The 21,292-nt window shown below is 57.1% G+C and carries 17 protein-coding genes and 1 pseudogene; 11 read left to right on the top strand and 7 right to left on the bottom strand.

The window, feature by feature from the left end; all coding sequences use genetic code 11:
• Positions 1-49: 49 nt before the first annotated feature.
• Together ACVIYL_RS00180 and ACVIYL_RS00175 are read right to left on the bottom strand one after the other, a co-directional pair.
• Positions 50-439, bottom strand: a complete 390-nt coding sequence (locus ACVIYL_RS00180) for a hypothetical protein (protein ID WP_456777350.1) — start codon at positions 437-439, stop codon at positions 50-52.
• 350 nt (positions 440-789) lie between these two features.
• Positions 790-1,461 carry a recombinase family protein gene (locus ACVIYL_RS00175; protein ID WP_456777349.1) on the bottom strand — a complete coding sequence of 224 codons (672 nt, stop codon included), beginning with the start codon at positions 1,459-1,461 and terminating at the stop codon, positions 790-792.
• A 178-nt stretch (positions 1,462-1,639) separates the two neighbouring features.
• Here ACVIYL_RS00175 and ACVIYL_RS00170 point away from each other — a divergent pair, with 178 nt between their 5' ends.
• A complete protein-coding gene (locus ACVIYL_RS00170; protein ID WP_456777348.1) occupies positions 1,640-1,831 on the top strand; it encodes a hypothetical protein in 192 nt (63 codons plus the stop codon).
• Between the two features lie 127 nt (positions 1,832-1,958).
• Complete coding sequence (locus tag ACVIYL_RS00165) at positions 1,959-2,609, top strand: MT-A70 family methyltransferase (protein WP_456777347.1); 651 nt, start codon at positions 1,959-1,961, stop codon at positions 2,607-2,609.
• Positions 2,610-2,862: 253 nt separating this feature from the next.
• On the opposite strand, the gene ACVIYL_RS00160 is transcribed toward ACVIYL_RS00165, so the two are convergent.
• From ACVIYL_RS00160 to ACVIYL_RS00150, 3 genes and pseudogenes are all read right to left on the bottom strand, one after another.
• The gene (locus tag ACVIYL_RS00160) at positions 2,863-3,690 is read right to left on the bottom strand and encodes a BglII/BstYI family type II restriction endonuclease (RefSeq protein WP_456777346.1); all 828 of its coding nucleotides are present in this window, start codon (positions 3,688-3,690) and stop codon (positions 2,863-2,865) included.
• A 208-nt stretch (positions 3,691-3,898) separates the two neighbouring features.
• Positions 3,899-4,659 (bottom strand): annotated as a pseudogene (locus ACVIYL_RS00155) (IS5 family transposase).
• A 620-nt stretch (positions 4,660-5,279) separates the two neighbouring features.
• Entirely contained in the window at positions 5,280-5,558 is a 279-nt protein-coding gene (locus ACVIYL_RS00150; protein ID WP_456777345.1) for a hypothetical protein, read from the bottom strand.
• Between the two features lie 607 nt (positions 5,559-6,165).
• Between ACVIYL_RS00150 and ACVIYL_RS00145 the strand changes: the two genes are divergently transcribed.
• Positions 6,166-7,026 (top strand): MaoC/PaaZ C-terminal domain-containing protein, encoded by an 861-nt coding sequence (locus tag ACVIYL_RS00145; RefSeq protein ID WP_456777344.1) that lies wholly within the window; start codon positions 6,166-6,168, stop codon positions 7,024-7,026.
• A 248-nt stretch (positions 7,027-7,274) separates the two neighbouring features.
• On the opposite strand, the gene ACVIYL_RS00140 is transcribed toward ACVIYL_RS00145, so the two are convergent.
• Positions 7,275-8,078: a helix-turn-helix transcriptional regulator gene (locus ACVIYL_RS00140; RefSeq protein WP_456777343.1), complete on the bottom strand. Its 804-nt coding sequence runs from the start codon at positions 8,076-8,078 to the stop codon at positions 7,275-7,277.
• Between the two features lie 730 nt (positions 8,079-8,808).
• Here ACVIYL_RS00140 and ACVIYL_RS00135 point away from each other — a divergent pair.
• From ACVIYL_RS00135 to ACVIYL_RS00100, 8 genes are all read left to right on the top strand, one after another.
• A complete protein-coding gene (locus ACVIYL_RS00135) occupies positions 8,809-9,669 on the top strand; it encodes an acyl-CoA thioesterase (RefSeq protein WP_456777342.1) in 861 nt (286 codons plus the stop codon).
• A 598-nt stretch (positions 9,670-10,267) separates the two neighbouring features.
• Positions 10,268-11,539 (top strand): diaminobutyrate--2-oxoglutarate transaminase, encoded by a 1,272-nt coding sequence (gene ectB / locus ACVIYL_RS00130; protein WP_456777341.1) that lies wholly within the window; start codon positions 10,268-10,270, stop codon positions 11,537-11,539.
• The gene (locus ACVIYL_RS00125; protein WP_456777340.1) at positions 11,517-12,359 is read left to right on the top strand and encodes a 2OG-Fe(II)-dependent halogenase WelO5 family protein; all 843 of its coding nucleotides are present in this window, start codon (positions 11,517-11,519) and stop codon (positions 12,357-12,359) included. Before ectB ends, ACVIYL_RS00125 begins: the two co-directional genes overlap by 23 nt.
• 323 nt (positions 12,360-12,682) lie before the next feature.
• Positions 12,683-13,843, top strand: a complete 1,161-nt coding sequence (locus ACVIYL_RS00120; protein ID WP_456777339.1) for a M24 family metallopeptidase — start codon at positions 12,683-12,685, stop codon at positions 13,841-13,843.
• 20 nt (positions 13,844-13,863) lie between these two features.
• Complete coding sequence (locus ACVIYL_RS00115; RefSeq protein ID WP_456777338.1) at positions 13,864-15,024, top strand: M20 aminoacylase family protein; 1,161 nt, start codon at positions 13,864-13,866, stop codon at positions 15,022-15,024.
• 291 nt (positions 15,025-15,315) lie between these two features.
• Positions 15,316-16,020 carry a hypothetical protein gene (locus ACVIYL_RS00110; protein WP_456777337.1) on the top strand — a complete coding sequence of 235 codons (705 nt, stop codon included), beginning with the start codon at positions 15,316-15,318 and terminating at the stop codon, positions 16,018-16,020.
• 1,136 nt (positions 16,021-17,156) lie between these two features.
• Entirely contained in the window at positions 17,157-17,381 is a 225-nt protein-coding gene (locus ACVIYL_RS00105) for an IS66 family transposase (RefSeq protein ID WP_456781747.1), read from the top strand.
• Between the two features lie 508 nt (positions 17,382-17,889).
• Entirely contained in the window at positions 17,890-19,428 is a 1,539-nt protein-coding gene (locus tag ACVIYL_RS00100) for a porin (RefSeq protein ID WP_456777336.1), read from the top strand.
• Between the two features lie 846 nt (positions 19,429-20,274).
• On the opposite strand, the gene ACVIYL_RS00095 is transcribed toward ACVIYL_RS00100, so the two are convergent.
• The gene (locus ACVIYL_RS00095) at positions 20,275-21,210 is read right to left on the bottom strand and encodes a cyclase family protein (protein ID WP_456777335.1); all 936 of its coding nucleotides are present in this window, start codon (positions 21,208-21,210) and stop codon (positions 20,275-20,277) included.
• Positions 21,211-21,292 lie beyond the last annotated feature (82 nt).

Genomic DNA, 21,292 nt, shown 5'->3' with positions numbered 1-21,292 from the left:
CTCCAACGGCATCGTCATCGAGTGCCTCCAAGCACGTATCTACCGCCCATCAATCCGTGTCCAACTGCATGGGAGGCTGAGGCTTCGGAGCAGGTTTGGCCGATTGCCTCATGGTCTTTACGTAGGCCTCGACGGCTCCCTCACGCATGCGCGGTAGGGATGCGATGGTGTGGGCGGTGATCTGAAACGCTAGTTCGGCGGTGAACACTTCGCCGACATGCGACCTCAGAAAATCAGCGAACTGCGCTTGTTCTTGTTCTTCCAGCTTACCGCACCTCTGCTTGATGACTTCTGCGATGCGCTCAGGAGGATCGTATCGGAAACGCATCTGCGTACCCACGCATGTGCCGAAGGCTTGTGCTGTAAGCAAATAGGCTTCTTCCGCAAATGAAGCTGTTGCTGTGGCGTAGAGGAAAGCCACTGCTAAAACGTATCGCATCAAGCCGCTCCCGCTCCGGTCACTGGGACACTAATGACAACCGATGTCGTCCTCAACGGTGGATTTCCCGTCATAACCTGCTGCTGCCGTAAGTCTCGCGGCGGCGGCTCGCTTTAAACTCGCTGAGTAGGCCGGGTCGACAGGGCAGGGAAAATAGGGTCCGGTGGCGAATAAGGGACCGGTTGAAACTCAAAAGGCCTGCAGCTGCCGAAGTCGTCCTATGTGACGTGACCTGCGAGGCACAGCGCTACCGCACCGAGAACCGCAGCGGTGCCGGTCATCTCCAAGGACACTGCGACGCATGCGGCGAGGCCGAAGAGCGATACAAGGGTCATGGACATTCTCCTGTGTCAGGCTCGTTCGAGGATGTTGGAGACAGACTGGGCGTACCACTGCCCGCCGCGTGCCGTAGGTATCCCTTGAGCATTCAAAGCTTCCGCAATCTGCCTCAGCGTGCACGCACCGGCCTTCTGCGCCTCACGGATGATTGGCAGCACGTTCGCGGCGTGTCGGTCGGCCTCGGACTTCACGGCCTCCGCCGCGCTCTTGCGGGCCACGTGGAGACTTGGGTTGCCAAGCGTCACCCCGCGAGCCTTGGCGGCCGATAGGGCCTGCCGGGTGCGCGTGGAGATGAGCGCGCGTTCCTTCTCGGCCAGTGCGGCGAACAGGTGAAGTACGAAGGGGTCTACGTCTGGGCCTAGCTCGGCGACCAGGAACGGCACCTTGTGAGCCATGAGGCCAGAAATAAAATGAACGTCACGGCTCAAACGGTCCAGCTTGGCGACGCCCACGGGGCACCTGAGCTTCCGAGCAGCGGTCAACGCGGCCTTGAGCTGCGGGCGGCGGTCCAGCGCGTCAGACCCCTTGCCCGTCTCCACCTCCACAAACTCCCGCGTGATCGTGAAGCCTTCGGTCTGCGCGAAATGAGCAAGCGTCTGACGCTGTGCCTCTATGCCCAGCCCTGAGCGCCCTTGCCCTGAGGTGCTGACACGAACGTAAGTGACGAGCAGCGCCGATTGCATTGGAAAGGTCTCCAGAGCGTTTGTCTAAGACCTTATCGAGTGTTTAGATTGTGGACAACATGCGTTTTGGAATTAGACGGGTTCCGTTTTGCATGACTGCTCCCGGCGCAGGGTTGGTCGAGCGGACGAAAGACGAATCGGATAGCAATTAACCGTTCGATTTGGAGGAGGCCGCGAGATGGCCATCAAAGTTGTCGGTGCTGGCATCGGGGTTCAGCACATCGGAGGAAACCCAAACCACTACGAATGGCGAGTAAGCTATGAGCGTGATGGCGGGAGCATCTACTACCACTCGGTAAGCAGTCGTCAGGCTCAGTCCTCTCGGGAGGCAATCGAGGTGGCCAAGCGCGAACTCGGTCAATCCGAGTAGGGGGCTGTCACACTAATCGTCCCCCAGGTGAACCTCGTCACCCTTCCTCAAGCAAGCATGGGGAAGGTTGTGCGTATTCCGTTGACCGAGCGAATCGTTGCGTGGTTATGATCGGACGGAGGGGATAATGAATCGCATGCTTGCGCGAACCGAGGACGAACCCGGAGCGGACCTGTTGAGGTTCACCAAGGGCCGACGCTTTGCGACGATCCTCGCGGACCCCCCGTGGCAGTTCGTGAACCGTACCGGCAAGATGGCTCCCGAGCATCGCCGGTTGTCGCGCTACAGCACGATGACGTTGGCGGACATCTGCTCCCTTCCTGTCGGGCAAGTAGCGGCTCAGCCCGCTCACCTGTATTTGTGGTGCCCGAATGCGCTGCTCCCAGAGGGCCTCGAAGTGATGAAGGCGTGGGGGTTCCAGTACAAGTCCAACATCGTGTGGCATAAGATACGGAAGGACGGCGGCTCTGATGGCCGTGGGGTCGGCTTCTACTTTAGGAACGTTACGGAACTGATCCTGTTTGGTGTCCGAGGGAAGAACGCTAGGACACTCCAGCCGGGTCGGACCCAAGTGAACTACATTTCGTCTCGCAAGCGGGAGCACTCGCGGAAACCTGACGAGCAGTATGAGGTGATCGAATCCTGCTCGCCGGGGCCGTATCTTGAGCTGTTCTCTCGGGGCGTTCGCAAAAAGTGGGCAGTGTGGGGCAACGAGGCCAACCACGAGTACCGTCCAACATGGGACACTTACGCCAACCACTCTCAAGCCGCCGAGTAGAGATGCAACAACTGTTTGAGGCTGAGGGCTACAAGCTGGCTGAGGACGCATGGGACGAACATGGCCGTCTCACGTTCGTTCACGATGATGATGCCGACCGGCCGCACCTTAACCGCCTCGCGAGGACCCTTCAGGTCGCGGGCTGGGAGAAGTCAAAGACCGAGCTGAGGACCTTTAGGCACCCTGCCAGCGAGGAAATCGTGGAGGTCGAACCGGGTGGTGCTGACACCAGGGCCACTTCCTCCACTACATGTCAGGCCTTGCCGGGTGACTTCCAATCGGTGACTGCCTTCGGCGTGATCCCGACTGCCAAGACCGGGCAACCGCCATTGCGTCCAGCGTTGAGCCGGTAGACCAGCTTGCCCATCCAAGTAGTGGACGCGCCGTACTTGCTCATGGTCGGGCGATCATTGCCCTTGCGGTCCTTCTCAACCGTTCCGGTTTTGGTGAGAGCGGGCCCCACGCTCCTGAAGACATCATCAAGAGATGCACTTCGGGTGACCAGCACCCCAACATCAATCGCGCCAGAAAGGAAGAAGGCATTCATTGCCACCAGGTCGCGGTCGAACGTCTGGTCCTTAGAGTTCCACTCCAAGTCAAATGCGACCTTTCCCTTCACGTAGTCGATCTTGTGGCCGTCGAGGTACTTCTCTCGCTTGATGATCCGCGACTTCTTTTCGAACTTCTGCTTCTTGGCTTTCGACGGGACTGGCTCTTTCCACTTGAGGGTCACGTCGAGGTCGGCGCTGATGATGGTCTCATGCCAGCCCAGCGGGCGTAGGACCTTAGAGAACTCCTTCGGGATGTCGGATTCGTTCCCACCGGCCGTTCGGATCATCTGAGTAGTCAGGGTGAAGTCTTCTAGCGCCCTGAGAATGTCCTCGAACTCTCCGTTCCGCGCTTGGGAAAGGATCACCGCCGCGTTGCGGTAGCTGACGATTTCGTACTTCTCCCTGATCTTTGGGGGCACCAAGCGCTCCACGAGTTCGCGGTCATCAGCGTTCTCATTGGGGCGTAACGAAACGTCGTCATCCGCGCCCTCTTCGAGCTGCTCTTCATCGTCATCGCGTTCATCGCTCATAGGAAGATGCTTACCTGATTCTCACGCTCTGCTGGTATCGCAAGAGCCTCTCCACGGGCGCTCGACGGTCAATGCGGGGCCACATGCGCGCGACCTTGATCGGTAGTAGCAGCCCGTGGTAGCAATGCCGTTGCAGCTAGGCCGATTTGTTCTGATTTTTCAGTGTCTTCCTACAGCGCCCTTCGCCTCCCCTAGGACCGATCGACATTCATTGCATCCAGATCATTGCGGCAGCGAGATGGATGAAGCCGGTAAAGTTGTCAGATCGCCTGTCATAACGGGTTGCCAAGCGTCGGAAGTGTTTGAGCTGGCAAAAGCAGCGCTCGATGCGGTTGCGCTGTTTGTATGCGTCGGCGTCGTGCGGAATGATGATCCTGCGGGTGCGGTTTGACGGGATCACCGCCGTTGCGCCGATTTCCGCGATGATCGCACGCAGGGCGTTGCTGTCATAGGCCTTGTCGGCGAGCACGGCATCGCCGCTTTGGCCGTGGAGCAGTGCCGGCGCCTGGGTGATGTCATTAACTTGCCCAGCCGTGACGATGAAGCGGAGCGGACGGCCGAGCGCATCAGCCAGCATGTGGATCTTGGTGGTCAGTCCACCTCGGGAACGCCCCAGCGCCTGATCTTTGGCCCCCCTTTTCCGCTCGTCGCCTGCTGGTGGGCGCGAACGATGGTGCTGTCGATCATCAGATACTGGTTGTCGCGATCGGCGGTCAGAGCAGCGAACACGCGCTCCCAGACGCCGGCATGGCACCAGCGGCTGAAGCGCTGATGCACCGTTTTCCACTTGCCGTACCGTTCCGGCAGGTCGCTCCAGTGTGCGCCCGATCGCAAAACCCACAAACATCCGTTGACGAACAGTCGATTGTCCGCAGCCGTACGTCCCGGGTCGCCAGCTTTCCCCGGCAGCAGTGGCGCAATCCTCGCCCATTGCGCCTCCGTCAGCTCATATCGTTTCGCCGCCACCATCTGCTCCGTGTCTCGAATCACGGAACTCTATGAATCAGCGATCAAACCGCTTGGGAATCCTGAATGTCGATCGGTCCTAGGGAGCGTCATATCATGTTCCACCTCCAATCATTTCAATGGCTTATTCCGCGTTTGTAAGTTTCGAACGCGCGCGGCAGTTGTCCGGTAGCGGCGGCTTTCACCCATCCGGCAAAATCGTTGCCAAGACCCTTCTTCGAGCGGGGCCATATTCAGTGCAGAGGTAGGTCAGGGGCAGCAATCCATTGACGGCTTGAAGCCTCGGCATCGCGTCAATCGCCGCTGCTAACTCATCGGATATCGGGATGTCCACGTCGGCGCTGCCGTGCGTACGCTCAATGCGAACGCGGCGATTGCCTTCGCTGTCTACATAGCAGTGCTGCGGCCCGAGCCGCTTCGCCGCGACGGCTCACCGCAGTTCGAAGTCAACGAGGCGCTTCTGTTGCTGCCAAGCTTCCAATGCTTCCGTAAGTCGAATTCTTGTCGGTCCAAGTCCAATGGCCTTTCGACTTTGGCAGCTTCACCCGGGCAATGCCTTCGGCCGGATTCTTCCTGATCATGGTGGGGTCGGCATGGGCAAGCAGGTGTTTGATGGCTTTCAGTCACGACCGACGTGACGACAGCGAAGTGATTTCGTCCATGATCTTGATCAGATGCGGCTCACCCAACATTCGTACGCGCTTGGCACCGTGCTTCAGCCTGAATTTTTCTATGATCCGCCTACGCGCGTCGCGCGTGTTCTTCAGCGAGCGCCGTCCAGTCTGTCGATCGATAATACGAAACGACCAACGCGTCGATCGTGCCCGGCGTCGTGCGCTTTTCGCCAATCTCAACGCCCTTTTGACAGGCAACTCCGCAAGCGCCATTTGGTAGACGGACATGAATTCTTCCGAGTACAATGCCCCCAGGAGCGGCCTCGCCTTCATTCCGGGCGCGCGGAAGTAGTATCGGACCTTGCTGCCCGGACGCTTCTTGTTCCGAAACCCATTCACAAACTTCGGTAGTTTATGTCTAGGCTCAATCATCGTCGAAAACTTCATCCCATTCATTGTCGATACGCGTCGGTGTTGCGCTGACTAGCACGAAGTCATCCCACTTCGCGCCCGTCGAAACGTGGCGCCAAGCGCGTCGTGGCAATCAATGCGACGTTGATCGGCAGCACAGGCTAACAATCTCGATCTGTAAGCAGTTGCCGCCAACACCCACGATTGCGCTGACAAGCAAATTGTTTGTCGCTCTAAGACAACCCCTTTATAGCGAAGAAGCTATACTTCAGCCGTTTTCATCCCTGTCGATGAGCTATGAGCAGAACGGTCTCGGACAGCAGCAACAAAAGACCTGCATACATAGGCGCCGGCGAGCGAGCGAACTCTAAGCTGCTCTTTGTCAATGTTGCGGGTGAGGATCGCACTGCTGCGGGTCGCCGACGGATCTCCAATGCAGCCTTGGATCCTGGCTGCATGTCAACCAAGAACCAATGGACTGCAGATGCCGATCAACTACCCCTCCGCGCTTAACTTAAGGACCGATGGCATTCCATACTCGTGGAGCGCGCGTGAGGTCATGCTCTATGGGCTCGGCGTGGGCATGGGTTCGGATCCCCTTAATGAAGAGGAGCTACGGTTTGTCAACGAGGCATCTGCAACGCCGAGGCCGTTAAAGGTAGTTCCGACGTTTGCTTCCGTTTGCGTTTGGGGGGCACGCCCGGGCGTCATTGACCTTAATCGCGTCATGGTCGTTGACGGCGAACGCGACATCACATTTCACCAGCCGATGCCCGTCTCGGCGAATGTGACGGCAGACGCACGGGTCAGGGGAATTTACGACAAGGGCAAGGAGAAGGGGGCGATCATTCAGAACGAGGTCGTGGTCAGGGATGGCGGCAGCGACAAGATCGTCACGATCGTTTCGTCGACCTTCGCGAGGGGCGATGGCGGCTTCGGCGGCCCATCACAGGGGATGCCGGAACCGCACCAGGTGCCCCGCAGAGCACCAGACAGATCATTGGATATCCCGACCAGGCCGGATCAAGCCCTGATCTATCGTCTCTCCGGTGACCGAAATCCGTTGCACAGTGATCCCGAGTTTGCTCGGCGAGCCGGTTTTCCAAGACCGATTCTCCATGGCATGTGCACGTACGGGCTGACCTGCAGGGCCGTCCTGCAGAGCTATGCCGACTACGATCCGTCTGCTTTCCGTCGTCATCGCGCCCGCTTCTCCGCTCCGGTATTCCCGGGAGAGACTATTACCGTCAATCTTTGGAGAGACGGAAATTCGATTTCGTTCGAGGCTTACGTTCGCGAGCGCAGCCTTACGGTCGTCAAGAACGGGCTGACAATCCTACGATGAGCGCCTTCCGGACGGTTCCGTTTTGCCTATTCGGGTATTAGCGCGCTGTTTCGGTCGTGTTTTTCACACTCATGAAACCTCCACGGCAGCGTCTGCATAGTCGGACCCTCCTTGAGTTTCAACGAAGTTGCGGACGGATGCACCTGCAAGGCATCATTTCATCTGGTTCCGCGGTTGGATGGCAATGACACCGCGGTTAATGCATTGGACGGTATATCCGGAAGACGGGGGTTGAAAGGGGAGAAAGCCTAGCTGCGTGCTTGGCCTTGCAGATTTCGCCTGTAAAGACGTGGGCAGACGCCGAACCGCGCTTTGAACACGCGTGAGAAGTGAGGCAGGCTTGCAAACCCGCAAGAGTATGCGATCTCGGAAATGCGTTCCTCGCCGAGCGACAATCGACGAGCCGCGAGAGAAAGACGAATCTCCATCAGGAGTTTGCCGAATGTCGTGCCATTTTGAGCACAAGTCTTGTGAATCATACGCATAGAACAGTTGAATTTCTTAGCGGCGTTTTCCGAGCGAAGGCCAACTTTGTCTACATTAGAGAAGATAAATTGAACGATCTGAACCATTCGGCTTTCTGCTGCTGGCGGTGCAATTTCTCCAGCAAGAACGGCTTCAATCGAGTGCCGCAAGAGGCTAGCTAGCATCAAGATGGCAGCCTTTTTATCGTGCTCGGGAAGATCCTCCGCGTAGGACTGGCGGGTCAGATGCGCGATGGCCGGTGCTGCAAAAAATGTACTTGGAATGTAGCATTCACGCGAAATCACCATCGCGCTCACGGGCTGCTTCGCGTTCCACCGATCCAGGAAATCGATAATGAAAAAAGTCGTGTTCCCGCTGATTTCAATGTCGTAGCGCCACCACCTCCCGGGAATGAAGATGTCGCCGCGGAGAAGATGCCTCGAGGACATCCCTTGAATAACGCGCATACTGCCGGTTTCAGCGACCAGCGCGCGCGTCTTCGGATAGTGTGCCAGTGCAAGGGCGTCGCCGTAGACGAAACAGTTGAGGTTGAGAGAGTTCGTCTTGACCAGATAGATGTCGACCATTCCGCGATGCACGGTTGTGCAGTCCAGCGCGCTCGAGTTGATGCTGCGTTCATGGCCCTCAGAGGAGCTCAGGGCTTTTTGTAGCTCGGTGGCGATACTGTTTCTCTCAGTGCGCGTCGAGGGCTGAACGGAACTTTCAGACTTGAGAGCCATAAAACACCGAGCAGTCGCACACATCGTGCGATTGAGTAAGGCGCATCTTAGCGCTTGCGCGCGGCGAAGGAGGGGTGAACCGGATTGTTCATCATGCCTTAGCAAATCGCATGCCGAGTGCGTTGGTGCACGATAGAAAAGCGGCAACCATGTGCACCTCACCTCGACTTTGTAAGTATCCGCGAGCAGAACAACTGAATACGGTGGACGCCACGATGTTTTGCGCGCTGTGTGTTGGGAGCTGTTCGGTTCATGACCACCTGTCCGGAATCGAACGAACAGGCGCTGCGAGTGCCGGTGCTGCAAAAGCTCGTCACTTATGTAATCCCAAAAGCTCAGCCGTAGGCCGCGCGGCACAGGGATTGCTTCAGTCCTAAAGACAGTCACAGCCGCTACTGGTTCCGTGATGCATGCCCAAGGCGCGAATTGTCTCGCTGCAAACCGCCAGCGGACAATAAGCATATAGAACATTGGAGCCAAGCATACAGCCTGTTCAATGGCACCATGAGGTTTCAAGCTGCTGAAGCGCATGATTTACCACCCTATCGATAACACTGAACAAGTTAGGGGCTCTTGAATGGCAAAAAGCAGAACCGACCTTGCAATCATTCTCGACATTCAATCGATTGGGGTAGACCGATTTCGCGGCAGTAGCCCGAACGTCAGCACGGAGCGGGTGTTCGGTGGACAAGTCATCGGGCAGGCGATGCTTGCCGCAAGCCGCACGGTCGAAGGCCGGCTGCCGCATTCGCTGCACTGCTACTTCATTCATACCGGCGATCCCCAGATACCCTTGATCTATGAAGTCGAACGCTTGCGCGACGGCAAAAGTTACTCAAGCCGGCGCGTCACGGCCACCCAGCACGCAACTGCAATCTTCTCAATGATGGTCTCGTTTCACAAGGGAGAGCGAGGCGCATTCGATCATCAGGATAGGATGCCGGACGTACCGGGACCCGAGCACTTCACGGCTGAGAAGTTATCGAACAAACCAGAGTATCCAAATCTTCCAGAAATTATCCGTCGCTACTATGAACCAGATCGGCCGGTTGAGCTTCGTCCGGTCGAGATCGGTCGTTATGCCGGCAAGAAAATCGAGGACGGAAGAATCCATATGTGGATGAAGGCGGCCACAAAACTGCCAGATGATCCGGCACTGCATATTTGCGCCCTGGCCTACGCATCGGACTTATCTCTGCTCGACGCTGTGATGGCACGTTATGGCCGCACTCTGTTCGACGGGCGCATCTTGTCTGGAAGCCTAGACCACGCAATGTGGTTTCATCGTCCGTTCCGCGCGGATGATTGGCTGCTCTATGCGAAGGAATCGCCGAGCGCACAGAGCGGACGTGGCCTCGCTCGTGGCCTGATCTTTAGGCGCGATGGCACACTCGTGGCTTCGGTCGCCCAAGAGGGCTCGGTGCGCGAGCGACGCTGAGCACCAGAAATTTGTGGCTTAGGCGACTACGCGGCGAGCACCCGCTCCGTCATGCTGCCTGTCAGCTTGCCGCGTAATGGAAACAAAGGGGGAGATTAAACGACCATTTGATCCCTAGCTAATAAAGCGCGGTTAGTGATGCCCTGACTTTCCAGCAAAGTGCCGTCAGGAAACGCGCGAGACTTACGTGAACTGAGCCGACTGACCGCACGACAGTCCTTAATCGAACACCAAAGCGTCAACGTTTCAGAGCTCGACGAGTCAGGATCAAAAGGTCCGCCGGACCCCAGAACGCTACCAGCCTTAGTAGCTTCGTTGTTCGTCTTTTTCTAGATAAGAAGAGAGAGGCATTGCGAGAGACACGTTGCGCTACATGAAACGTCCCTCTCGTCCCGGTCTGCAATCTATGCAGTCTGAGATGGGATGGCTTAGTCGATGAAAGCATAACTCAGGCGTGTGGGGGTAATCTCTTGGACGGCCAATCGCAGTCGCTGCCGTGCGTTCCTCAGCATTATTGCCCTCGCGAAGGCGGCGGATTTGCCATGAAGCAACCGCAGTCTCGCTGGCTAACGATGCCTAATCGTAGAGGACTCCTACAATGAATACCGACGTTTTCGCGGCTCATGAGTCCAACGTTCGGCGCTACGGCAGGTCCTTTCCGACAGTCTTTACAAAGGCCTTGGGAGCGACGATCTGGGATGAGGCCGGTAGGGCTTATATTGATTTCCTTGTGGGCTCCGGCGCACTCAATTACGGGCATAACAACCCTGACATTATCGCGCCAGCAATCGAATATCTTGCCGGCGGAAACATCCTTCTGTCGCTTGATATGTACACAGCGGCAAAGCGTGAATTCATCGAAGTGTTCGTCGATTCGATTCTGAAACCGAGGGGACTTTCCTACAAGATACAGTTTCCAGGGCCGACGGGGACGAATGCTAACGAAGCGGCGCTGGCGTTAGCGCGAAAGTATACTGGTCGATCGAGCGCTATGGCTTTCACTAACGCGTTCCACGGCATGTCGCTCGGATCACTGGCGGTGTCAGGGGCGGCATCGACCAGGGAGTTGGGCGGAGTTGCTCGCCACGATGTGATCCGCGTCCCCTACGATAGCTACCCCAACGGAGCTTTTGATTCTGCAAGTTACATTGACTACGTACTGACCGATCCAGGGAGTGGCATAGAAAAGCCTGCAGCAATCATTCTGGAGACCATCCAAGCCGAGGGTGGTATGAACACCGCATCCACAACCTGGCTCATAGAAATTCAGCGTATTTGCCGGACGCACAACGTCGTTTTAATCGTTGACGACATACAGGCAGGTGCAGGGCGAACCGGCGATTTCTTCTCGTTTGAGTTTGCAAAAATAGAACCCGACATCGTGTGTCTTTCGAAATCCTTGAGCGGCTCAGGTAATCCATTGTCGATTGTTCTGATTCGTCCCGAGTTAGACATATGGAGTCCTGGGGAGCATAGCGGTACCTTCAGGGGTAATAATCTGGCGTTCGTGACTGCAGGAGCCATGTGCAAATTGTGGTCAGGCAGACAGTTTACGGCAGGCGTTACACGGACAGCCACCAGATTGCAAAGGCATCTTGATCGGCTCGTTACCAAGTTTCCGAAGTGTATCGAAGAAAAGCGCGGCCGTGGCTTAATGGCCGGCCTCAAGTGCCGTTCACAGAGCCTGGTTGACCGTGTGCACGATTTGGCTTTCGAGAACGGTCTGCTTATCGAAGCGTCAGGGCCAAATCGTGATGTCATCAAAATCCTCCCCCCGATAACAATCTCCGATGACGACCTCGATCGTGCCATCACCATCCTCGAAAACGCACTACAGGAGCAAGCCAATGGGGACTGCCCCGTTATCTAAAGCACCAGCCATCTCGCCTCTTCAGATTAGAGAACGAACCGGCTCGATCAATACCAGGGACATCATCTCGGTCTTAAAGGGTGAGATCACCGTCCTGCACATCAGGCAAGGCTTCAGTAACGAAGTAGCTGAGGGGATTACCGCTAACTTTGTCCGTAATCCAGGTCTAAAAGACCGCAAAGACGGCGTTCCCGGACAATACGTCGGCGCATCTCACTACCGAAAGGATGTAGCCAGCTACTTCGCAGAAGCGGAAAAGGCGCGGCCGTTTGTCAATGCGCTTTTTGACAATTTACCCGATCCGGTGGGCGAATTGTTCGACGCCTTGAAGGGCGAGCTTTGCAATCAGGGTGTCGAATTGCGACTGGCTCGTTCGGCGCAGGGCCAGGCGAATGTTTGTCGCGCTCTCTGCTGGTCTGGTACGGGTATCTACAGTTTGGAGCCTCACGACGACGTCGCTCAGGTGCTATGTGCCGGTAACGAGTTCGAGCTTTCAGCGGTGGCTCGCAATACTGTCGTCGCTCTTAACTTCTATGCAAGTATGCCTGACGAAGGTGGAAATCTTCGGCTCTGGAGCCACAAGCCAACGGTCAATGAACGCCTATCGCTTGGAGTAGAGATGACGGGATATCCCTATTCAGCACGATATCTTGAGGCCTTTCCTTATCATGACTTTAGTCTCAACGCGGGAGATATCGCGCTGATCGACGGCGGTTTCGTTCACGGCGTCACACGACAAACGAGCAATGGAGAGCGTCGTCTTTTGCTGAACTGCTTCTTCGGTTTTGCGCGGCCGGATCTTGTCCTCTGGTGGACTTGAATCTGGCCCCCCGGACGAATGACCTATCTGTCAACACTCCTCGTGGATCTGCTCGGTCTCGTGCAAAGCAGCGGGCTCAAGCTCAACCACATCGACTTCAAAACAGGAAACGCGCTGATCTGACGCTCCCGGAGAAGCCCACCCGCTTGGCGAAGCGGTAAACAGCCCTTCTGCATCGGCGAATTTGGCAGGATGTGCACCTTGTTGCGATCTTAGACGGGTGAGGTTGCGGCTTCTTAAGCTGAATTGTCGAAGATGGAATGTTGCCAAAGCTGATGCGCGCCAAGCCAATCAAGTGTCTTGGATCGCCGTTGGAGCTAGCTATGAGCAAGATACTCGCGTCGGTTCCTCTCACTGGTATCCCCTTTCCGAGATTAGAGTACGAAGGTCGACAGAAGAAGGTTCTTGAGGCCGTGGTTCGCGCCGGGCTCGATGCACTTGTGGTCACCGCCCATGGCCATCTTCGGTATCTCACCGGATACGATGGGATGGGCGCGTACTTCATGCCATTCCCTTTAATTTTGGCACCGGGGCGAGCGCCGACATATGTCGTGAGAGAATATGAGTTGAACGGCGTTCGCGCGGAAAGCTGCATCGACGAGATCGTCGGATATAGAGAGCAACAGGACTTTGCCAACGTGTGCGCCGATGTTCTCCGGAGTTTGGGCCTGGCAGGCAAAAGGGTCGGCTTCGAGCTCGGTTGCTGGAATCTAGCGCCTGCGGACGTGGCTGCGCTGCAGGTGCGTCTTCCGAATATGAAGATGGTCGATGCCGTCCGCCTGCTCTCAATGGCGATGGTCGTGAAGAGCGAGCTGGAAATTCAGATCATGCGTGATGCGATGGTCATGACAGACGTGGCCGTGCGCGCGTTTCAGCAGTTGCTGCGGCCTGGCATTACCGAAGCCGAAATGGCATTAGTCATCGAGAGCGAGGTCAGAAAAGCAGGGGGGGACGAAGTTCGTCTTGTTTCAATCGGATTCGGTGATCGGACGAAGTTGCCGCATACTAAACCGACGCGGCATTCGATCCGAAACAACGAGCCTGCCATGGTAGAGCTCGGCGGCATGAAGTATGGGTACGCTGCGGGCCTCGTCCGCAGCGCGGTGCTCGGACGGCACCCTGAGACAGAAGCTCTTCATGCGCTGGCGGAGGAGGTTCTCGAGGCCGCGATCGCGGCGATCAAGCCAGGTGCGATGGCAGGAGAAGTGGATGCGGCGGCACGCAGAATGATCGAGCGATCTGCGCGCCCCCGCGCCCTCAACCATAGAGTTGGATATCAAACCGGCGCTCCCTGGAATGAACGCGGCAATCTTAGCCTAGAGCCGGGCGCAACCGATATCCTTGAGGTTGGCATGACACTTCACTTGCCAATTATTCTCCTCGGAGAAAACGGTTACCTATTTGGCTGCAGCGAGAACGTATTGGTCACGGAACGGGGCGCAGAAATACTCAGTCGTACGCCGCACGCTCTCTACCGCGCATAATTTTCAACGTGGTGCTTGATATGAACAGTATTGAAACGTTCCGGGATCTGCACGACGAGGTGACCGCGTGGCGGCGCCACCTCCATGAAAGTCCCGAATTGGACTATCGGGTGCACAAGACGGCAAGCTTCGTAGCAGAGAAGCTGGCTTCCTTCGGCATCAATCACATCGAAACGGGAATAGCTGAAACCGGTGTTGTGGCGTTGATTCAGGGCGAGGGTGGAGAAGGGCCGACGATCGGGTTGAGGGCAGACATGGACGCTCTGCCAATACTTGAGGCATCCAATAAGCCTTGGTCATCGAAAATACCGGGCAAAATGCATGCGTGTGGTCACGACGGTCACACGGCCATGCTGCTGGGCGCCGCTAAATATCTTGCGAATACGCGCAAATTCAGGGGAACGGTTGCCTTGATCTTCCAACCTGCGGAAGAAGATGGGCGCGGTGGCGAAAAAATGGTCCAGGAAGGAATCATGGACCGATTCGGTATTTCCCAGGTGTTTGGCATGCACAACTTGCCAGGCATGGATGTCGGCAAGTTCGGTATTTGCGAGGGCGGAACGTTGGCCGCGCTTGATGAGTTTGATCTCATCGTGAAGGGCAGGGGCGGCCACGCCGCTCGGCCACACGATACGATCGATCCTGTTGTCATCGCGGCCCAGATCATCTTAGGCTTGCAGACGTTGGTGTCGCGCAATACCAACCCGCTCGAGTCGCTCGTAATCTCGGTCACCAAATTAAGTGCCGCACAGGCCTACAACATCATCCCCTCTCACGTTGAAATGAGCGGTACTGTCAGAACCCTCGTGCCCAGCTTGCGTGACTTCGCCGAACGGCAGATTCTGGCGTCTGCACAAGGTATCGCGCGCGGATTTGGCGGCGACGTAGAGTTGAAGTACCGTCGGCTTGAGCCGGTCACCTTCAACCATCCGAATGAGACCAATCTGGCGATCAGGGCGGCGCGCAGTCTCGTTGGGGCGGCTTTCGTTGACGATAAGCTGAAACCGCGAATGGGATCGGAGGATTTTGCCTTCATGCTTGAGGCCCGCCCGGGGGCGTTCATCATTGCTGGCAATGGATCGACTGCGGCGCTGCACAACTCCGCATATGATTTCAACGACGAGGCCCTGCCTTATGGCGTCGGCTATTGGGTGAACCTGGTTGAGACGGTGCTGGCCTGAAGTATTCGTCGGGCTGGGTGTCGGCGCGCGTTGTCATAGCATTCGTCTTCAAAGTTCTAGCTACAGGTCTTGACGGCCGAGCTTCGAATCTCGGCGACGAGATCCGCGCAAGTTTATGGACTCTAGCGGCCTAGCGAGGGAGCGAACGGTCGGCACGGCTGATCTGTAAGCAGGCGCATGGCTTCAAGTGCAGTCTTTTCGACGCGTCATGCATAAATTTCGATGGGTCCCTCATATGTGGATTCCGCAGTAGCACATTTTATGCAGACCCCTATCCTCTGGGAGACCTCAATGGCCGCGCAGACCCGCTCGCTCGGAATCCTGAAGCTCGAAATCGGGCTGTCGCCCAACGCTGCTCCGCCAATACCACGACCCGGCTCGTTGTTGAATCCGACCACCTTCGAGTTTCCGATCATCACGGAAACTGTCACGGGAGCCTGGGCCGATGTCGTCATCCGCGGCGATCCAGCGGTCGAGCCGGCCTACGTCGCAGCTGCCCAGAGGCTAATTAAGCGAGGCGCTGTCGCAATTAGTTCGAACTGCGGCTTCTCCATCCGGCATCAGGCGGCAGTGGCGTCGTCAGTGAATGTGCCCGTAGCGATGTCAAGCCTGCTGCTCGTCCCGGCATTGCTTCGCCAACTGCCGCCGACAGCAAAGCTCGCGGTGGTAAGCGCAGACTCGAGGCATTGCGGTGAAGATTTGCTCGGAATCACTGACCCGGGCGACCGAATGAGGGTAGTTGTCGGCGGCATCGAAGATGGCAAGTTGCTGAAGAACGAGATGAAACGTCCGCCAACACCGACCGATGTCGCCGATATTGAGGTGGACGTAGCTGCCTGCGTGGCGCGACTTCGAGCTGCGCACCCAGAGATCGCGGCCCTCCTGTTCGAATGCACAGCGTTTCCGTTAGTAACGGCTGTGATCCGCCAAATCACAAGGTTGCCCATCTACGACATCACAACTATCTGCCGGATGACGATGTCGTCCATCACCTGATGGCCCTATACGTGTGACGCAAGCAGCGCAATATGTTGGCGCGTTATTTGCGCGCGCTGTCCGACGGCGCGTGATCTCGGAAGCAGGGCAATGCAATTGTCTCCGGCATCTTCGGTAGACGCTTGGTTACTCAACTCGCCATGGAGTTCGCCGAATGCGCAAGGACTCGGCTCCCCGGCCTGATTTTTAAGTCCGACGGTGCCTCGTTGCCGCGCAGAAAGCTGGGTGCGCGATCAACGCGCAAGAGGTGACGAGATATCTGAAGCACGGCGGAATCCGAACGTGTCGCCGGATGACTGATGACTACCAGCCTTAGCCCCATTGTGAAGTTTGCTCACGTAGGTGGCGAAGCGATTCTGGGAGATACGTTTCGCAGACCAAAGTCTGCGGAAACTGCAACCTGCGAATGAGATTGGCGATGACAGGAGAACTTCTAAAATGAACACGATTTACGCGTCTCATATCTAACGCTCGTCGAAATGGCGGCGAATGTCCAGCTCGATCGTGACACAAGCATCCTCGACAATGCACAAATTTGAATAGGCGCCAGTCATGTTTACCTCGCTCTCTCTGGTGCTTTCACACGTGGCTGACGCCGCGGGCACACACGCCATTGTAGTGGCGACGCACCTCGGAGCGCTTATTGGCATCGCAGACCCCCCGCGCCTTCTGAGTTCTGAAACTCGAGATCGGGCTGCCGGTCAGTGCCACCCACCGACGCCACGACTGGTTCGCTGCTGAATCCGACTACCTTAGATTTCTAGATCATCGCGGAAACTGTCGCGGGAGCTTGGCCGGATACCGTCATCCGCGGCGATCCATCCCTGGAGCCAGCTGCCCGGAGCCTAGTACAGCGAGGCGATCGCAATAAGCTCGAACTGCGGTCCTCTATCCGGCATCGGGGGGCTCTGCGTCAGTGAATGTCCTTGCCGTGGTGTCGAGCCGGCTGCTAGCGCCGGCTTTACTCCGGCAACTGTCGTCGCCCGCAAAGCTAGTGGTGGTGACCGCCGAGTCGACGCATTGCGGTGAAGATCTGCTCGGGATCAGGGATCCCGGTAAGCGAAAGAGGGACTTCGGTGGTGTTGAAGGTGGCAAGTCGTTGCAAAACGAGATGAAGCGTCCGCCATCGCCAACCGCTGGGCGCTGATATTCAGGTAGAGTTCGTCGCCTGCGTTGCGCGGCTTCGCGCTGCGCTCGCACGCTGGGAAGACCTGAAGTGTTTCATCGATGATGACCGTGATTCGCTCGACAACAACTTCGTCGAACGTTCGATCCGCCGATCACGCTTAATCGGGAAAATGTGCTGCTCGCAGGCTCCTACGGTGGCGCCCAGCATTGACTTTCGTCGCATCCCTCGTTGAAACTTATAGCTGAGCAACGCCGATCCGCTTGCCGGCGTAGCCGACGCACTCATTGGGATCGTCGGTGGCCATCCGAATAGTGACAGGATTACTACCGAGAGCAATTGCCGTCACGACCTGTGCTGAAAACGGCGCCTATCCTCCAATTCTGTCGAAGCCATATCTGCTCGGGTCTCTCCATTGTTCCCAACTGACTACCTCGCGTTGGCGGTCTGCGGAGGGCTGCGAGGCTGTACAAAGCGGGCGATTGCGAAACATTAAAGACACGTTTGGGGCGCTCGTACGCGCCTTGGTCCGTTCCGTACCAAGTTTGCGCGCCGGTCTCGAAGGTAGTTTGGCAACGTAAGAGCAAGAGCGGCGCCATCGTCAATTCGAGAGACTAGCTGATCGACCCGTGATTGACGTGCGAACGAGCTCTGTCCAGCTCGGCGTGGGGGTTTGGGCGAAGATACCGGCTCATCCGCAAGCATGGGCCGGCCATTGGGCCAATGACTTGGAGGAGCTTTCAATGACGAAACTGAAGAGCCTTTTGCTCGTTTCTGCGGCGGCGGGGCTAGCGGCTGCAGGCGGAGCGCAGGCCGCCGATTTGCCGGTTAAGGCCAAGCCAATCGAGTACGTGAAGATCTGCTCGTTGTATGGACCGGGCTTCTATTACATTCCTGGCACCGACACGTGTATCAAACTTGGTGGCTATGTGCGTGCTGATCTCATGGTGAATACGGCCTACGACTTTGATGCGGCAAACAATGGCGTGGGTGGCGCGCGGAATCGGCTCAGCAATGGCTATACGGCTCGATCTCGTGAAGACCTAAAGATCGATACTCGTACCGCAACTGAGTATGGCACGCTGCGCACCTTCTTCGAAGGGGTATTTACCTGGACGTCGGGCACTTACAGCGGGACTGGATCTGGCTCGACTGTTTATCAGTCGCTCGGTGGAAATACAGCGCCAGCCAATGCGGGACCCGGAAACGTAGCGTATGGCACCTTCGGCATGTATTACGCCTTCATTCAGTTCGCTGGGTTTACAATCGGCAAAGCCGAATCGCAATTCAGAACGCCATGGGCCCAATATCCGGCAAACAACTTCGAACTCCCAGGCTCCGGCGGTTGGGATCCTGTGAACCAGTTCACGTACACCGCAAGCTTTGGTCAGGGTGTCACCGCTTCGATCTCGGCACAGGATCAGGTTGCGAACTACACCAGCAACGTCTGGAATATCAGCGCGGCCTCAGCAGCAGGTATTGCGGCAGGAGCCTACGGCGGCAATGACATCGGCGGCACCCGCGCTCCGGACCTGGTCGCACAGCTGCGGCTCGACCAGGCCTGGGGGCTCTTTCAAGCCTCCGTTGCCGCACACGACAACCATGCTGCGTACTATGGAGCTACCGAGCTGACCGGGCATCCCGACGACAAGTGGGGCTGGGCTGGCCAGTTGGCGTTGTCAGTTAAGAACCTACCAACCGGGCCCGGCGATACGGTCAATATCACGGGCGTATATACGAATGGCGCAAGCCGCTACAACTTCCAAGACTACATGTCGACCACGTTCGCGATGTACGGCGGAACGAGTTTGCCGGGGGTATATCAAAGCCTCGGGTTTGCAGGTGTTTCCGACTCCGTATTTGTGACAGGCAGTGGTCAGGAATTAACCACGACCTACGGCTTCAACGGCGGCTATACTCATAACTGGAATGCGTACTGGAACAGCTCGATCTTTGGCGCGTGGGCTGCTGTGCGCTACAATAACATCGCTAAGAGCTACATCTGTGGGGCGGTTGTCTCAAACCTGGCGCTTTCAACCGGCCTTGCTGGCTGCAACCCGGATTTCAACTACGCAGTCGTAGGTGTTAAAACGTCTTGGGTTCCCGTTAACAACCTAGCCTTCACCGCTGAGATTGGGTACCTGATGCTTGACCAGAAATATGCAACCGGGAGCACCGTCACCCTGCCGCAGCAGTCCGGTATCGCCAAGCCGGGGACGCTCTACGAGCTTAAGGATCAGAACAGCCTGGTGATGCTACTCCGCGCTCAGCGCAATTGGTGATTTAGGAGAGGTTGAGCTGTTTTCAACTGCAAGGTGATCTCCAAGGGAGGCCTCCGGCATGCCCGCCGGGGGCCTTCCTCCCCTGCCTCTAGATCTGTCGTGACGACGTATTCCGCCGGTGGAGGTCGACCCAAAGATTTGATCTTCAGTTTGGCTCTAAAGTTAAAGTGGGGAATGCGGATTGTTGGGACCGAGTGTACGCGGCGATGGTGCAAGATGAGGGCGCCTGTCCTCTCGAAGAGATCTTGCTGCCAGCTGAGACGGTTTGCGCGTTGACGGCCGCAGTTATGCGCGCGCTCTCGATTGACAAGCCTTCCGACCATCTGCTCTGCTTACACGCTGAGGTCGTCAGCCTGCAGGCTACTTGGATAAAGCCCGACCGGGAGCAACCTATAGCTACGTCGCCGAAGCAAAATTGGGTGGTTGCGTCACGACGCAATGTGTCGCCGCCTTCGGCTTTGAGAAAGAATCCCGCTGTGGCTATCGAAGCGGCGGGCGGTGACCCTGTCGGTTGCCATTGCCAGCATGGACCGAATCCCACGCACGTCTCAAGTTTGCATTTCTGAAAAGTGGAGGCAGATCAAACTGCCCTTCCACGAAGACGATGATCTCCATCAACACTAATGAATGATGGCTCCTCTCCCGAAATGGACCTTGGAGCTGGTTTGTCGTTCGTCGGTTCACTTCCGATGGGTTTTCTCCGTGTGGCAGCCCGTCCGGATTATCACAGCATATCTCGTCACGAAGCCGCGCGGAGGGACTGCTAAAACGGACTAGGTGGGTTTCCGCGATGACGCAATCTTTCTAGGCGCTCTACCTTGAACGGATCGTCCTCTTATAGGTAGTCTATTTCAGTGCATGAGGGTTCACGGGCGAACCAAAGCCGCCAGTGACCTCTAGGGGCGGGGCTGCAAGAAAGAAGCTGTAGCGTCCGTCCGCGGCGCAGTCGGCGGCCAGTGCCTCTAGATTGAACATCTCGCCGAGCGGCATGCCCATGTCTCGCAGCGCCAGCATGTGGAAGGCGAGGGGCATGCCCGAACCCATTCCCTCGGCGTCTAATATCTCTACCGCCATGTTGTCGGCCGCGACAGCAGCCAGCGATTTGTCATGAGCCCATTCGGCGCAGGTAAAGCTGAGGCCTGGCTGCGCCCCCATAAAAGCGTCGCGGTCACAGTCGGCGGTAAACCAAAGCATGTGGCCGGTGTTCACCAAAAGGATGTCGCCCCTGCCGACGCTTACGCTTTGCGTCTCGCAGGCGGTGTTTAAATCATCGACCGTGATCGCGTAGTCGAGCGGCAGTCGCTCGACACCCTTTAGCCGCGCAATGTCTAGTAGCACGCCGCGCGAGACGATGCCGGGGCTTGCCAAATGCTCGATGCCCATCTTCAGCGCCCCGTTTTCGGTGAGGCATTCGCGCGCATTGCAGCCATTGTAGAGTTGACCGTCATAGTGGACGTGCCCGAGTGCGTCCCACTGGGTCGAGCATTGCAGCGGCATGTGGATGACGTCATCGGAGAAACAGACACCCGGCGCCGCGGGGCTCATCGGCGTGAAAAGGTCTGTCGCGTAAACCATGGGGTTGAACCGCTTGCGTCCGAGCTGCGGCCCATTCCGGTCGAACTGCAAACCAAGATTGAAGAGTTTACCATCGCGCACCTCGGTCGCCGCGTTCTTCAGGGTTTCTGGCCCGATGTGGTTCAGCGTACCCCGCTGATCTGCTTGACCCCACCGGCCCCAGTTGCGCAGTTTTTCGGCAAGATAGTCAAAGTTGGTGGGTCGCATGGCCTGCTCCTTATTCGCCGCCGAAACTTGGGCATCCATCGGAAAGGGCCGCCCAAGGAAGCAGGCTCCTATTGTGTCACGT

It is taken from the genome of Bradyrhizobium sp. USDA 3315 (assembly GCF_054056795.1).
This window is presented reverse-complemented; position numbering and strand designations above follow the sequence as displayed.

What these genes read in the sequence shown, in the direction of transcription:
- ACVIYL_RS00180 (WP_456777350.1), bottom strand. Translation starts at nt 439, where the DNA reads ATGCGATACGTTTTAGCAGTGGCTTTCCTCTACGCCACAGCAACAGCT.
- ACVIYL_RS00175 (WP_456777349.1), bottom strand. Translation starts at nt 1,461, where the DNA reads ATGCAATCGGCGCTGCTCGTCACTTACGTTCGTGTCAGCACCTCAGGG.
- ACVIYL_RS00170 (WP_456777348.1), top strand. Translation starts at nt 1,640, where the DNA reads ATGGCCATCAAAGTTGTCGGTGCTGGCATCGGGGTTCAGCACATCGGA.
- ACVIYL_RS00165 (WP_456777347.1), top strand. Translation starts at nt 1,959, where the DNA reads ATGAATCGCATGCTTGCGCGAACCGAGGACGAACCCGGAGCGGACCTG.
- ACVIYL_RS00160 (WP_456777346.1), bottom strand. Translation starts at nt 3,690, where the DNA reads ATGAGCGATGAACGCGATGACGATGAAGAGCAGCTCGAAGAGGGCGCG.
- ACVIYL_RS00150 (WP_456777345.1), bottom strand. Translation starts at nt 5,558, where the DNA reads ATGTCCGTCTACCAAATGGCGCTTGCGGAGTTGCCTGTCAAAAGGGCG.
- ACVIYL_RS00145 (WP_456777344.1), top strand. Translation starts at nt 6,166, where the DNA reads ATGCCGATCAACTACCCCTCCGCGCTTAACTTAAGGACCGATGGCATT.
- ACVIYL_RS00140 (WP_456777343.1), bottom strand. Translation starts at nt 8,078, where the DNA reads ATGGTCGACATCTATCTGGTCAAGACGAACTCTCTCAACCTCAACTGT.
- ACVIYL_RS00135 (WP_456777342.1), top strand. Translation starts at nt 8,809, where the DNA reads ATGGCAAAAAGCAGAACCGACCTTGCAATCATTCTCGACATTCAATCG.
- ectB (WP_456777341.1), top strand. Translation starts at nt 10,268, where the DNA reads ATGAATACCGACGTTTTCGCGGCTCATGAGTCCAACGTTCGGCGCTAC.
- ACVIYL_RS00125 (WP_456777340.1), top strand. Translation starts at nt 11,517, where the DNA reads ATGGGGACTGCCCCGTTATCTAAAGCACCAGCCATCTCGCCTCTTCAG.
- ACVIYL_RS00120 (WP_456777339.1), top strand. Translation starts at nt 12,683, where the DNA reads ATGAGCAAGATACTCGCGTCGGTTCCTCTCACTGGTATCCCCTTTCCG.
- ACVIYL_RS00115 (WP_456777338.1), top strand. Translation starts at nt 13,864, where the DNA reads ATGAACAGTATTGAAACGTTCCGGGATCTGCACGACGAGGTGACCGCG.
- ACVIYL_RS00110 (WP_456777337.1), top strand. Translation starts at nt 15,316, where the DNA reads ATGGCCGCGCAGACCCGCTCGCTCGGAATCCTGAAGCTCGAAATCGGG.
- ACVIYL_RS00100 (WP_456777336.1), top strand. Translation starts at nt 17,890, where the DNA reads ATGACGAAACTGAAGAGCCTTTTGCTCGTTTCTGCGGCGGCGGGGCTA.
- ACVIYL_RS00095 (WP_456777335.1), bottom strand. Translation starts at nt 21,210, where the DNA reads ATGCGACCCACCAACTTTGACTATCTTGCCGAAAAACTGCGCAACTGG.